We start from the raw sequence: 14,263 nt of genomic DNA on the forward strand, positions 1-14,263 counted from the left end.
CGATGGGCGCGCTGCTCGCGCTCGTCGGTTGGCCCGAGGCCGAGGCGCCGCCCGAGGCCTGGACGGGCTCGACGGCAGGCGGGGTTCCGATCGTTCTCGGCGACGTGCGCGGCCCGGGCCCGGCGGTCGCGCGCGCGACGTCGGCCGACGGGCTCATCTCGGCGGTGTTCGCAGGCGCGCTCTCGAACCGTCGCGAGCTCGAGGACGTGCTCGGACTCGCGGCGGCGGCGCACGCGCCCCGCGACGACGCCGCCATCATGCTGCGGCTCTACGAGGGGCGGGGCGACAACGCGGTCGGCGCGCTGCGCGGTGGGTTCGCGCTCGCCCTGTGGGACGGACGGCGGCAGCGGCTCCTGCTCGCGCGCGACCAGCTCGGGCTGCGGCCGCTCTACTACCTGGCCGAGCGGTCGCGGTGCGCGGCTGCCTCCGCGCTGGCGCCGCTCGCCGTCCTGCCCGGCGTTGCCGGAGGGCCGGACCTGTCGATGGTGGATCTCGTGTTCGCGTTCGGCGCCGTGCCGGCGCCGGCGACGCTCTACCCGGGGATCCGCCAGCTCCGTCCGGGCGAGCTGCTCGTGTGGGAGAGCGGCCGCCATCGCGCACACCGCTACTGGCAGCTCCGCTTTCCCGAGGCGCGCAGCGCCCGCCAGGTCGTCTCGCGCGATGCGGCCCGACGTGCCCGCGAGCAGCTCGACGAGGCGGTCCGGCAGCGCACCGCGGGCGTCGTCACGGGGCTCCTTCTCTCCGGCGGACTCGGCGCGGGCACGCTGCTCGCGCTCGCGAGCGGACTCGGTCGCGAGCCTGCCTGTGCGATCACCATGGCCGGCAACGACGAAGCCGACGCCCGGCGCGCCCGCGCGCTCGCCCAGCGCGCGCACCTCGCGCACGACGTGCTCCACCCCGACGTCGACTGGGAACGCGCCGTCGACGTCATGCTCGCGACGCAGGGTGGGCCCGACGGCGCGGTCGAGTCGGTGCTCCTCGGTCCGGCGGTCGGGGCGCTCGCGTCGCAGGCCCGCGTGCTCATGGCGGGCGCCGGTGTGGAGGAGGTCCTCGGCGGCGGCCCCGCCGAGCGCGCGTGGCTCGCCTGCGAGCGCTACCGCGCGCTCCCGGGGCTCGTCCGCGAGGCGCTCGACATCGTCGGCGCGAGCGGCCGGCCGCGCCGCCTCGCCTGGACGACGCAGGCGGCGGGAAGCGCGCCGCTCGACGTCTATGCGGACGTCGAGTCCCTCGCTGGGGCGGCACGGCGCTACGCCCTCTACGGACCGGAGCTGCGCGCCGCGACGGCGCTCGCGCCGGCGGCGCGCGCGCTCGTCCCGATCGTCTCCGAGGCCGTCTCGGCGGGTGCGACGGATGCCGGCGACACGCTCTACTACGTCCGTCTCGTGCTCGGCGTGCCGCGCATCGGGGCGATGTTCGACGCCGCCACCCCGATGGGCGTCGACGTGCGGCTGCCCTTCGTCGATCCGCGCGTGGCGCAGATCGCCGCGGCGATCCCGCCGCGCGTGCGCGCGTCGCTGCGCCGGCGTACCCCGCTGCTCCTGGGCGCCATCGGCGACGCGCTCGTGCGCGAGGTCCGGCGCGCGGTGCACATACCGCTTGCGCCCACGCCGCCGCCAGGGCGGAGGGGGGCACTCGCCGCGTTCGCCGGCGAGGTCCTGGCATCCGAGCGGGTCGCGCGTCTCGGACTCTTCGATCCGGCGGCGGTCGCGCGGCTGCGCGCCGAGCACGACGCGGGGCTCGACGACGGCGGCGTGCTCTGGCGCCTGATGCTGGTCAGCCGCTGGCTCGAGCAGCCGGATCTCGCCGTCGGCTATTCGAGCGCGCCGGCGGCGACGAGCGCGGTGATGCGGTCGTCGTCGTAGCCGAGGATCGAGCACAGCACGTCCTCGTTGTCGCGCCCGAAGGTCGGCACGCTGCCGCCGATCTCGGCCGGGGTGCGCGAGAGCACGAAGCGCGAGCCTTCGACCGGGCTCGTGCCGTGCGTCGGGTGCCGGAGCTGGACGACGTGTCGCCGGTGCAGGAGCTGCGGATCGTGCAGGAGATCGTGGCTGTCCTGGACGACATGGGCCGGTACGCCGCGCGCCTGCAGCATCGCCTGCAGGTCGTGTGCGTCGCGCGAGGCCGTCCAGGCGGCGACGGCCTCGTCGAGAGCATCGGCCTGCGCGCACCGGCCGGCGGCGCCGTCGAGCGTGGCGTCGGCGGCGAGGTCTGCGCGATCCATGGTGTGGCAGAGCGCGCGCCACTCGACGTCGGTCGTGACCGCGATCGCAACCCAGCGGTCGGTGCCGGCGGCCGGATACACGCCGTGCGGAGCGTGGTCGGGGTCGCGGTTGCCGATGCGACCCGCGACGCGGCCGTTGACGGTGTAGTCGAGGATCGCGGGCGCGAGGAAGTGGAGCGAGGCCTCGGCTTGCGAGAGGTCGATCGCCTGACCTTCGCCGGTGCGGCGCCGGTGGTCGAGCGCCGCCAGGATCGACGCCGCGATGAAGCGCGGCGAAACGTAGTCCGTGTAGGCGCTGAACGGACCGGCGGGCGGCCGATCGGGCCAGCCGCCGAGGTTCGAGAAGCCCGAGATGGCGGCGGCGAGATTGCCGTAGCCGGCGAACGTCGCGAGCGGCCCGGTCTGGCCCATGAGCGACGTCGAGAGCATCACGATGTCGGGCTTCACGGCGCGCAGCGTCTCGTAGTCGAGGGCCCAGCGGCGCATCGTGCCGGGCGCGAACGACTCGGTGACGACGTCGGCCCAGCGCACGAGATCGAGCACGACCTCGCGGCCGGCGTCCTGGGTCGGATCGAGCGTGACCATCCGCTTGCCGGCATTGAGGTTCTGGAAGCAGCCCGAGTTCTCCGGTCCGAGGACGCCGTCACGATACGGCGCCAGCGTGCGTGCGGTGTCGATCCGGCGCGTCGACTCGACGCGCACGACCGTGGCGCCGTAGTCGGCCAGGACACGGGTCGCGGCGGGTCCCGCCATGACCCACATGAAGTCGAGCACCTTCACGCCGGCGAGGGCGGTGGACGCCATCAGATCACGCCGTCTCGCGCGAGCTGCGCCATGGTCCGCTCGTCGAGGCCGAGCTCGCCTTGGAAGACCTCCGGATTGTGCTCGCCGACCGCCGGGGCGCGTCGCGTGCTGCCGATGGGCGTGCGGCCGAACCTTGCGAACGGACCCGGATAGCGGACCTCGCGGCCGACCTCGGGATGCGGGATCGTCCGCCAGTAGTTGCGCGCGCGGAGCTGCTCGCTCGCAACCAGCTCGTCGATGGTGGCGACCGGCGCGATCAGCAGGTCGCGCTCGACCGCCGCGGCCAGCAGCTCTGCTTTCGTGCGTCCGCGCGTGAACTCGGCGATGATCTCCTTCACGCGTTCGAACTCGGCGAGCGGCTCGCGACCCGAGACGAGCAGCTCGGTGTACGCGAGCCAGTCCTTGTCGCGCGTCGCGAGGTCGCATCCGCCTTCGGCGTGGATCCAATGCATGAGGCGGCGCGAGAACTGGCCGATCGCCGACCCGAACAGGAACGTCACCGCGACGAATCCGTCCTTGGCGGGAAACAGCATTCGGAGCGTCAGCGATCCGTGCTTGAGGCCGCCGGCGCTGCGCCGGACCTGGGGCGCGCCCACGGCCTCGCACAGGATGTACGACTGGGTCGCGAGCGCGATCGCCTGCTGTGCCGAGACGTCGACGTGCTGCCCGCGGCCGCTGCGCTCCCGCTCGTGGTGGGCGACCAGCGCCGCGACCGCGGCCTCGGCCGAAGCGTGGAGGTACGCCTGCGGCACCGGCAGGCGGACCGGGGCGCGGTCGTCGTCGCCCTGCAGGAAGAGCGGCCCGCCGGCCGCGAGCAGCACGATGTCGCTCTCGGCCCACGACGCTTTGGGGCCATCCTGCCCGAAGGCGGAGATCGAAACCGTCACGACGCGCGGGTTCGCCGCCGCGAGCGCGTGGTGCGTGAGCCCGAGTCTGGCGAGATCGCCCGGACGTCCCGACTCGATCACGAAGTCGGCGCGGGCCGCGAGCCGCCGGAAGAGGTCGCGGCCGCGCGGCGACGCGAGGTCGAGCGTGACGCCGCGCTTGCCGCGCGCGTACGACCACCAGAAGAGCGACCGCTCGGGATCGCGGACGTCGCCGGCGAACGGGCCGACGCGGCGGGCCGGCGACCCCCCCGGCGGCTCCACCTGGATCACGTCGGCGCCGAGGTCGGCGAGCATCTGCCCGCACAAGAGACCGCGATGGTCGGTCAGGTCGAGGACCCGGTACGGGCCGAGCACGTGCGCCGAGGCTCGCGCCGTCAGGCCGCGCGCGATTCGACGGCGCGCTTGAACTCTTCGACCGAGTCACGCAGCGCCTTCGCCTCGGCGAGGCTGCGGATGAAGCCGGGAACCCAGAACCCGAGATCCACCAACTGCGAGCAGGTGGCCCTCACACCCGTCGGCGTCTCGTCGAACTGGTAGGAGCCCTGGACGTCTTTCACGTCGCCCTCGACGAGGTGCCAGGTCGCGCCGTGCGGGCGATCGTAGCTGTACTCGAGGACGTAGCGGATCGTCTTGATCCGCATGTCGAGCGTGAACTCGACGCGGCGCGCGAGGCCGTCGGGATAGCGGTCGAGCACGCGGGCCTTTTTGATCGGCGACGACCACTTCGGGTAGGTGTCGAAGTCGCTCAGCACCGCGAAGCACCCATCGACGGTTCCCGCCACGTTGGTCGAATAGGACTGACGGACCTCGCTGGTCACGCGTGCCCCATAACGGCTGCCATGCGGACCCGTCAAGCGCATGCGGGGACGCGGGAATCCCGCCTGTCGCGGGCGGGGTGATTCGGCTACACTCCGCCCGATGGCCGTTCGAACGATCGAGTGGCGCAACGGGACGGTGGTCATGATCGACCAGCGGCTGCTCCCGACGCGCGAAGTCTACCGAGTCTATCGCGACTATCGCGAGGTCGCGCAGGCGATCAAGGACATGGTGATTCGCGGCGCGCCGGCGATCGGCGTCGCGGCGGCCATGGGTCTCGCGCTCGGGATGCGGAGCGCGCGCGGGCGGAACCTCGACGCCACGTTCGAGCGCCTCTGCAAGACGTTCGCCGCCACCCGTCCGACGGCCGTGAACCTGTTCTGGGCCATCGAGCGGATGCGCGCCGTCTACGCGGCCAACCGCGGCCGGTCGCTGGAGGCGTTGCGATCCCTGCTCGAGCGGGAGGCGATCGCCGTCCACGACGAGGACATCGCGGCGAACCGTCGCATGGGCAAGCACGGCGCCGACCTGGTGCCCGAGCGCGCCACCGTGCTCACGCACTGCAACGCCGGGGCGCTCGCGACGGCCGGGTATGGGACCGCGCTCGGCGTCATCCGCGCCGCGCAGGAGGCGGGCAAGCAGATCCAGGTGATCGCGTGCGAGACGCGGCCGTTCCTGCAGGGCGCGCGCTTGACCGCGTGGGAGCTGCGCCGCGATCGCATTCCGGTGACGCTCATCACCGACGGCATGGCCGCGCACATGATGCAGCGCGGGCTCGTCGACTGCGTGGTCGTCGGCGCGGATCGGATCGCCGCCAACGGCGACGTCGCCAACAAGATCGGGACGTATGCGCATGCCGTCGTCGCCGCACGGCACGGCATCCCGTTCTACGTCGCGGCGCCGACGTCGACCATCGACTGGCACTGCCCGGCGGGCGCGCACATCCCGATCGAGGAGCGGTCGCCGCGCGAGGTGACGCACATGGGCGACCGCCAGCTCGCTCCGAGCGGCGTGCGGGTCGCGAACCCGGCCTTCGACGTGACGCCCGCCGACCTGGTGGGGGGAATCATCACCGAGCTCGGTGTCGCGCGACCGCCGTACCGCCGGAGCCTGGCACGCCTCGGACGCGACGAGCCCGCGACCGCCGAGCGACGCCCGAGCGCGCGCCGGCACCGACGCCGGTGACGCCGACGCGCAGTCGAACGACCGCCGTCCTGCTCGGGTTCCTCGTGGCCGTGAGGGCGGCGGCGATGGACGTCGTCCCGATGACGCTCGACCGCGTCGTCGAGCGATCGGGCCAGATCGTCCACGGCACCGTGACGAGCGTCGTCTCCGGACGCGACGAGAGCGGCCTGCCGGCGACGTGGGTCTCGGTGGCGGTGAGCGAGTGCCTGAAGGGGCAGGCGGCGGGGACGATCACGTTCAAGCAGGTCGGCGTCGCCACGCCGCTCGCGGACGGAACGCTCCTGCGGATCCCCGGTCTGCCCCGCTATCGGGAAGGGAGCGAGTACGTCCTCTTCCTCCACGACACGAGCGCCCGCGGCTTCACGAGCCCGGTCGGTTTCGAGCAGGGCGTGTACGACGTCGAGCGGAGCCGGGAGGGCACGTTCGCACGTTCGAGGACGACCGAGCGTCTCGCGCTCTCCGCCTTCCTCGCCGTCGTCCGCAGCCGGGCGGCGCGCTAGGGAAGGATCGTGCGCCGTCTCGTCGCGCTCTTGCTGACGCTCGCCTGCGCCCGCGGCGCCGTGGCGGCCGGCCCGCTGGTCGTGAACGGCGCCGGAGTCCCGCTCACCTGGGCGATCCGCCCGATACCGTTCAATCCCGACCGCGGGCCGCTGGGGTCGCTGTCGAACGACGAGGCGGTCGCGCTGGTCGCGGGCAACTTCGCAGTCTGGGAGGCGGTGACGTCGTCGTCGATCGCGTTCACCAACGCCGGCGCACTACCGGTGAACGTGAAGGCCAGCAACTACGAGCAGTTCCTCGACCGTTGCGACGGCCTCAGCCCGATCATCTTCGACAACGACGGCGGCATCACGGACGACCTCCTGGGCGCCGGCGCGAGCAGCGAGGTCCTGGGCTTCGCCAGCCCCGAGTGTGGCGACGTCGCCGCGGGGACGATCACGGAAGCCGTCGCCGTGCTGAACGGCCGCTGGATCGACGGGACGGCGAACGGCACCAATCCGGAGATCCCGCTCCAGGACTTCCGAGCGGTGTTCATCCACGAGTTCGGTCATTTCTTCAACCTCGACCACTCCCAGATCGGGCGAGCCGAGGCGTTCGACGGCGACTCGTCGAACGACGGCGCGATCGCGACCATGTTCCCGTTCCTGGTGAACGGCCGCGAAGCCGCCACGCTCGCCCTGGACGACATGGTGTCGGTGTCGACGCTGTACCCCGCGCCGGGTTTCGCCGAGACCACGGGTCTCATCCGCGGGCAGGTGCTGCGCGCGAGCGGCGCGCCGTTCCAGGGCGTGTACGTCATCGCGCGCAACCTCGCCGATCCGCGTCACCTGGCCGTCGGCTACACGTCGGGCGCACGCTTCGTGCCCGTGGCCGGCGGTACGGCGAACCCCGGCGGGCCGCCGCCCGACGCGCTCCGCGGCGCGTTCGAGCTCCCGGGGCTTCCGCCCGGAAGCTACACGGTCGAGATCGAGCCCGTCGATTCCCGCTTCACCGGCGGATCGAGCATCGGGCCGCTCGATCCGCCGGCGGTGCTTCCGGCGCCGCCCGAGTTCTGGAACGGCCCCGACGAGGCGACGACGTCGCCGCCCGACGACCCGAGCGCGTCCACCGCGATCGTTCTCGGTCCCGGCGAGACCGTCGCCGGGATCGAGGTGCGTCTCAACGAGCCGGGTGTCGCGAACGACGGCTGCGACGCGTCGATCGTGATCCCCGCCATCCCGTTCACCGAGGTGCGCAGCGTGACCGACGCGACGACGTCGCTCGGCGACCCGCTCCAGTCGTGCACGACCGACGCCCCGGCGCAGAACCTCGCCAGCGTGTGGTACCAGCTGACGGTCCCCGAGACGTCGCGCGTCGTGATCGAGACCGCGGGGAGCACCTACGACACCGTCGTGAGCGCGTACACGGGCGCGTGCGCGGCGCTCGACGAGATCGCGTGCAGCGACGACACCCTCACGACCGTGCAGTCGCGACTCGACATCGACGTCGTCGCCGGGACGACCCTGCGCCTCGAGGTGACGGCCTTCCACGAGGCCGCCGCCGAGACGCTGCACTTGGCGGTTCGCTACGGCTGCCCACTGGGTTCGGGCGCCTGCGACGACCGCGATCCCTGTACGACCGGCGACACCTGCACGGACGCCGTGTGCGTCGGGCCCACGAGCATGTGCGACGACGGCAACGCGTGCACGATCGATCTGTGCGACGAGACCGGGTCCTGCAGCCATGGGGCGGTGAGCGGCTCGTGCGACGACGGCGATGCGTGCTCGGTCGACGACACCTGCCACGACACGGTCTGTACGGGCGGGCGCCGCGTCGACGCGCCGGTCCTGGTGTCGCGCCTGAGGGAGACGTTCCCGAGTGGGTGCCGCTCGACCTTTGCACGGCTCGAGCAGGTGGCGGCCCATCGCTTCGAGCGTGCGGCGCACGCCGTCGAGCACGCCGCGAGCCGCACGGGAGCGAAGCGCGCCAAGGCGTTCGATCGTGCGCTGCACGCCCTGCGCTCCGCCCGGCGCGCCGCGATGCGCCTTCGCCATCGCGGCGCGGCCGGCTGTGGGTCGTCGCTCCTCCGCCGTGCAGAGCTCGCCCGGGCGCAGCTCTCGTGCGTGCGCCAGGACTTGCGCGCCACGTCGGGGCGCTGAAGGATTCGACGTCGGGGCCGCGAGGCTGGGGGCCGGGCTGCGGCTTCGGCTCCGCCGCGCGAGAAGACATACGCGGCGTTACGGACCTGCATTTCGTCGCGCCGCTTCGCAGGCGCCTCCGCCCGGCCCCCAACCTCGCGACACAATCGCGAATCCCTCAGCCAAACGCCGCGCGCTGACCCGCGACGCTTGGCGTGTCGCGTCGTCGTGCGGCGGTGCGCGGGGCGGGCGGCGAGGGCGGAGCGCCCTTGAGCCGCGCGGCGTTCCGTCGCGGGGGCGCTCGGTAGGGTAGGATCGCCGCGCGGCGAACGACCTGGCGGTTCAGCGGCGGCGCGGCAGCGCCGTCCGCTGCAAGCGCGGGTTAGACGCCCTCGCAGGAGCTCGCTTGGCCAGCGCTCGCTCGGCTTGCCTGGGGATTTCAACAGCAACGAAGTAGGTCTCCGGGTAGAGGTAGTCCTCGTGGGACTCGTCGATGATACGGACGTATCCCTCTCGGGTCGCCACATTGTCGGGCAGGCGCTCGTAGACCTTGTGCAGTTCCAGGTCGTCGCATCCGGTGTTGCGGACGCACAATAGGAACCGCCTCTTTCGTCGCGCTGTCGCCATCAGTCTACGAACCGCTTAACCTTCATGTTAACGCGCCCGATTCCGTGAGCCTCATACCAGTGTAGCTCAGCACGTCGTACGCGCCCACTGCTCAGTCGAACCAGAGCGACGCCCTTGCGCTTCCTCCAGCGTGCAGCCCCATATCGCCGACGCAGACCGGTGAGATCGCGGATGCCCTGCCCCACGGCGATCGTGACAACCTCGGTGATCGCGCTGACAAGCTCGAAGTGCACCAAGATCAATGAGCAACGATCGCGCCAAGGCGTCCAACCGAGCGGAGCCCTCGCTGCCCGCCCCGCGCTCCGACGCCTCGAAGGCGCCGGAGCGGGGTGGGGTGAGGGTCAGCGCGGGGCAGGCGTGCAGTCCTCGACGCCGTTCAGCGTCTCGTCGCCATCGGCGGTGCAGCCGGTGACGCCGGTGGACTGCTCGTAGGGCGGGATGATGGCGCAGGTGTTCTTGCGGGCCGCGTCGCACTTGGGTGCGGTGTCGGCCGGAATGGGGCGGATCCAGCCCGGGAGCTGCCGCTCCTTGCAGCTGCCGTTGGGATCGCGCCCGCAGATGCCGCGGTCGTCGAGCACCCCGCCGCTGTTGAAGCAGTCGACGGCGGTGATGCACTCGCCAATCGTGAGCGTGCTCGGGGCGCCGCGGCACGCCTTGTTGCAGTCGGCGAACACGCTGCCGGCGTCGGAGTTGTCGCCGCCGCAGCTGATGCCGAGGTCGCTGACGATGCAGTTGAGCGCCATGGTGGTGAGCTGGCGCGCGAGCTGGAGCTTCGGATCGTTGCCCGGGCTCACGCAGATCGCCTCGAGGGCCGAGTCGGCGCTCGCCACGTTGATGTTCTTGACGACCTCGCCGCACACCTTGAGGCAGCTTCCGGCCGACTCGAGGACCTGCTTGGTGATGGCGCCAGAGGTGCCCCAGAAGTCGGGCTTGCGGCAGACGACCGGGTGGCAGGACGGGTCGTCGAGCTTGTCGGTGTGCTCGCACTTGCCCGTCTGCGGGTTGCAGGTGTCGACCGTGCAGTGGTCGTTGTCGGAGCAGGAGGGCGGCGGCAGGTGCTTGCACTCGCCGCTCTGCGGATCGCAGTAGTCGACCGTGCAGGCGTCGTCATCCGAGCAGGAGGGCGGCGGCAGGTGCTTGCACTGACCGCTCTTCGGCTCGCAGAAGTCCTCGGTGCAGGCGTTGTTGTCCGAGCAGTTGATGTTCTTCGGCGAGAACATGCACTGGCCGGTCACCGTGTTGCACTGATCGTAGGTGCAGGCGTTGTTGTCGTTGCACGTCGGCGTGACCGTATCGACGTGCTTGCACTGGCCGCTCACGGGGTCACAGCGGTCGGCCGTGCACTTGTTGCCGTCGTCGCAGCTCGGCGGCGGCGAGTGCTTGCACTGACCCGTCTGCGGCTCGCAGGAGTCCTGCGTGCAGCGGTCGCCGTCGTCGCACAGCGAGGGCGGCGGCGGCGAGTGCTTGCAGAGGCCGGTGCGCGCGTCGCACGAGTCGGTCGTGCAGGCGTTGCCGTCGTCGCACGACGGCGGATCGGAGTGCGTGCACTGACCGGTGCGCGGATCGCACGCATCCTTGGTACAGGCGTCGTCGTCCGAGCACGAGGGCGGCGGGGCGTGCCGGCACTCGCCGGTGCGCGCGTCGCAGGAGTCCTCGGTGCACAGATCGTCGTCGGCGCAGTTCTTGGTGGAGGTCGTCTTGCACCCGCCGGTCGTCGGGTCGCAGCTCTCGGTCGTGCAGGCGTTGTTGTCGTCGCACGCGAGCCCGGTCGGCGGGTACTCGCACTTGCCCGTCTGCGGGTTGCAGACGTCACGCGTGCAGAGGTCGTTGTCGCCGCAGGTGGGCGTCACGACGTCGGTGAAGATGCAGGCACCGGTCGCCGAATCGCACGAGTCGTCGGTGCAGGCGTTCTCGTCGTTGCACGACTTCGTGCTGGTCGTGGCGCACTGGCCGGTCTGCGGGTTGCAGACCTCGGCCGTGCACGCGTTGTGGTCGTCGCAGACGATGCCGGTGGACGGGTACTCGCACTGGCCGGTCTGCGGGTTGCAGACGTCCCTCGTGCACAGGTCGTCGTCGCCGCAGGTGGGCGTCACGACGTCGGTGAAGACGCACTGGCCGCTCGCCGGATCGCACGCGTCGCGCGTGCACGCGTTCTCGTCGTTGCAGCGCTTGGTTCCCGTCGTGGCGCACTGGCCCGTGGCGGGGTTGCACGCCTCGGTGGTGCAGGCGTTCTCGTCGTCGCAGACGACGCCGGTGGACGGGTACTCGCACTGGCCGGTCTGAGGGTTGCAGAGGTCCTTCGTGCACAGGTCGTTGTCGCTGCATGTGGGTGTCACGACGTCGGTGTAGACGCACTGGCCCGTTCCCGGGTCGCACGCGTCACGCGTGCAGGCGTTGCCGTCGTCGCACGACACCGTGCTCGTGGTGGCGCATTGGCCCGTTTCGGGGTTGCAGGCCTCGGTGGTGCAGGCGTTGTTGTCGTTGCACACGATGCCCGTCGACGGGTACTCGCACTTGCCGGTCCCCGGGTTGCAGACGTCGCTCGTGCACAGGTTGTTGTCGCCGCAGGTGGGCGTCACGACGTCGATGAAGACGCACTCGCCGGTCGTCGGCTTGCAGACGTCGTTCGTGCACTTGTTGTCGTCGTTGCAGGTCTTGGTGCTGGTGGTCGCGCACTGGCCGGTCGCCGGGTTGCAGGCCTCGGTCGTGCAGAGGTTGTTGTCGTTGCAGACGATGCCCGTCGACGGGTGCTCGCACTGACCCGTCTGCGGGTTGCAGACGTCGTTCGTGCACAGGTCGTCGTCGTTGCAGGTGGGCGTCACGACGTCGGTGTGGCTGCACTGGCCGGTGACGGCGTCACACGCGTCGCGCGTGCACGCGTTGCCGTCGTCGCAGGACACCGTGCTCGTGGTCGCGCACTGGCCGGTCGCCGGGTTGCAGCTCTCGGTCGTGCAGGCGTTGTTGTCGTTGCAGACGATCCCCGTGGACGGATACTCGCACTGGCCCGTCTGCGGGTTGCAGACGTCGCGCGTGCAGAGGTTGCCGTCGCCGCAGGTCGGCGTCACGACGTCGGTGAAGACACACTCGCCGGTCGCGCGATCGCACTTGTCGGTCGTGCACGCGTTGCCGTCGTCGCAGATGCGCGTGTTGGTCGTCTTGCACTGGCCCGTGGCCGGGTTGCAGGCCTCGGTGGTGCAGGCGTTGCCGTCGTCGCAGACGATGCCGGTCGACGGATGCTCGCACTGACCCGTCTGGGGGTTGCAGACGTCGTTCGTGCAGAGGTTGTCGTCGTTGCAGGTGGGCGTCACGACGTCGGTGTAGACGCACTCGCCGGTCGCCGGATCGCAGGCGTCACGCGTGCACGCGTTGCCGTCGTCGCAGCTCCTGGTGCTGGTCGTGGAGCACTGGCCCGTGGCCGGGTTGCAGCTCTCCGTCGTGCACGCGTTGCCGTCGTCGCAGACGACGCCGGTGGACGGATACTCGCACTGGCCGGTCTGCGGGTTGCAGACGTCGCGCGTACAGAGGTTGCCGTCGCCGCAGGTCGGCGTCACGACGTCGGTGAAGACGCACTCGCCGGTCGCGCGATCGCACTTGTCGGTCGTGCACGCGTTGCCGTCGTCGCAGATGCGCGTATTCGTCGTCTTGCACTGGCCGGTGGCCGGGTTGCAGGCTTCGGTCGTGCAAGCGTTGCCGTCGTCGCAGACGATGCCGGTGGACGGATGCTCGCACTGGCCGGTCAGCGGGTTGCAGACGTCGTTGGTGCAGAGGTCGTCGTCGTTGCAGGCGGGCGTCACGACGTCGGTGAAGACGCACTCGCCGGTCGCCGGGTTGCAGGCGTCGCGGGTGCACGCGTTCTCGTCGTTGCAGCTCCGGGTGCTGGTCGTCGCACACTGGCCGGTCGACGGATCGCAACGCTCGGTCGTGCAGGCGTCGCCGTCGTCGCACACGAGCCCGGTCGACGGGTACTCGCACTGGCCCGTCTGCGGGTTGCAGACGTCCCGCGTGCAGAGGTCGCCGTCGTTGCAGGTGGGCGTCACGACGTCCTCGTACACGCACTCGCCGCTCGCGGGATCGCACTTGTCGGTCGTGCAGGCGTTGCCGTCGTCGCAAACCCTGCGGTCGGTCGTCTTGCACTCGCCGGTCGCCGGGTTGCAGGCTTCGGTCGTGCAGGCGTCCTGGTCGTCGCAGACGATGCCGGTCGGCGGGTGCTCGCACTGGCCGGTCTGCGGGTTGCAGACGTCCCGGGTGCAGAGGTCGTCGTCGCCGCAGGTGGGCGTGACGACGTCGGTGTAGACGCACTCGCCGGTCGCCGGGTCGCAGGCGTCCGTCGTGCAGGCGTTCTCGTCGTCGCAGTGCACGGCCTGGGTGTAGACGCACTGGCCGGTCGCGGGGTCGCAGGCGTCGCGGGTGCACAGGCTGCCGTCGTCGCAGGTGACGGCCGCCACGGAGGTGCACTGGCCCGTGTCGGGATTGCAGAAGTCGCGCGTGCAGGCGTCGCCGTCGTCGCACACGACGTCCGGATACGAGCACGCCGCCGAGCCCGCTTTCGTCGGATCGCAGACGTCGCGCGTGCAGAGGTCGTCGTCACCGCACAGGATGACGGGCGTCTTCTTCGGCATGGTGGCCGAGATGCCGGTCGTGTCGATCTCGCCGTCGTGGCCGACGCCGCCGCTGTAGACGGCGGTGGCGTTGATCTGTCCGCCGACGATGTCCTCCGTACGAACGGTGTACGGAATGAGCCCGCTCGTCAGGTCCTGCATGCTGCAGCCGTCGGTACCGCCGACGCACGGCGCGCTCGGCGTCACGACGACGGGCGTGCCGTCGGGGAGCGTCAGCGTGAGCGAGCCGCCTTCGAACGAGCAGCCGCTGGTCGAGTCCTTGCGGAGGTGGAGCTGGTAGAAGATGCTCTCGCACTGCGACAGCGCGCCGGTGACGCCGGTCGTGCCGTCGCCGCGGAACACCATCACCTGAATCGACGCGGTGGTGCCGGTGCATCCGACCGGATCGACGTGCGCGCGAGCCGTGCCTCCCAGTGCGAGGAGCAGCGTCCCGATCATCGCCACCGTCGTTCGAATCGAGTGACGCGTTCTTTCCGTACAGCTCATGCG

8 protein-coding genes are annotated in these 14,263 nt (G+C 71.3%); 4 read left to right on the forward strand and 4 right to left on the reverse strand.

Translation table 11 applies throughout. The annotated features are described in order from the left end of the window. Nucleotides 1-2: 2 nt before the first annotated feature. Complete coding sequence (locus VMS22_25300) at nt 3-1,862, forward strand: asparagine synthase-related protein (protein ID HXJ37359.1); 1,860 nt, start codon at nt 3-5, stop codon at nt 1,860-1,862. Here the strand turns inward: VMS22_25300 and VMS22_25305 are convergent. From VMS22_25305 to VMS22_25315, 3 genes are read right to left on the reverse strand one after another with little or no spacing between them, the layout of a single operon-like run. Further along, nucleotides 1,811-3,025, reverse strand: coding sequence for a CoA transferase (locus tag VMS22_25305; GenBank protein ID HXJ37360.1), 1,215 nt, complete (start codon nt 3,023-3,025; stop codon nt 1,811-1,813). The two genes, VMS22_25300 and VMS22_25305, sit on opposite strands and share 52 nt — an antisense overlap. Further along, nucleotides 3,025-4,266 carry a CoA transferase gene (locus VMS22_25310; protein ID HXJ37361.1) on the reverse strand — a complete coding sequence of 414 codons (1,242 nt, stop codon included), beginning with the start codon at nt 4,264-4,266 and terminating at the stop codon, nt 3,025-3,027. The genes VMS22_25305 and VMS22_25310 overlap by 1 nt, the downstream gene beginning before the upstream one ends. 20 nt (nt 4,267-4,286) lie before the next feature. Next, the gene (locus tag VMS22_25315; protein HXJ37362.1) at nt 4,287-4,730 is read right to left on the reverse strand and encodes an SRPBCC family protein; all 444 of its coding nucleotides are present in this window, start codon (nt 4,728-4,730) and stop codon (nt 4,287-4,289) included. A 100-nt stretch (nt 4,731-4,830) separates the two neighbouring features. Here VMS22_25315 and mtnA point away from each other — a divergent pair, with 100 nt between their 5' ends. From mtnA to VMS22_25330, 3 genes are read left to right on the forward strand one after another with little or no spacing between them, the layout of a single operon-like run. After that, nucleotides 4,831-5,913, forward strand: a complete 1,083-nt coding sequence (gene mtnA / locus VMS22_25320; protein HXJ37363.1) for an S-methyl-5-thioribose-1-phosphate isomerase — start codon at nt 4,831-4,833, stop codon at nt 5,911-5,913. Next, nucleotides 5,910-6,413, forward strand: a complete 504-nt coding sequence (locus VMS22_25325; protein HXJ37364.1) for a hypothetical protein — start codon at nt 5,910-5,912, stop codon at nt 6,411-6,413. The genes mtnA and VMS22_25325 overlap by 4 nt, the downstream gene beginning before the upstream one ends. Nucleotides 6,414-6,422: 9 nt before the next feature. Next, complete coding sequence (locus VMS22_25330) at nt 6,423-8,549, forward strand: hypothetical protein (protein HXJ37365.1); 2,127 nt, start codon at nt 6,423-6,425, stop codon at nt 8,547-8,549. 947 nt (nt 8,550-9,496) lie between these two features. Here the strand turns inward: VMS22_25330 and VMS22_25335 are convergent. Continuing rightward, nucleotides 9,497-14,212, reverse strand: coding sequence for a hypothetical protein (locus VMS22_25335; GenBank protein ID HXJ37366.1), 4,716 nt, complete (start codon nt 14,210-14,212; stop codon nt 9,497-9,499). Nucleotides 14,213-14,263 lie beyond the last annotated feature (51 nt).

This window comes from Candidatus Eisenbacteria bacterium (assembly GCA_035577985.1).
GTDB lineage: Bacteria > Desulfobacterota > Binatia > DP-6 > DP-6 > DATJZY01.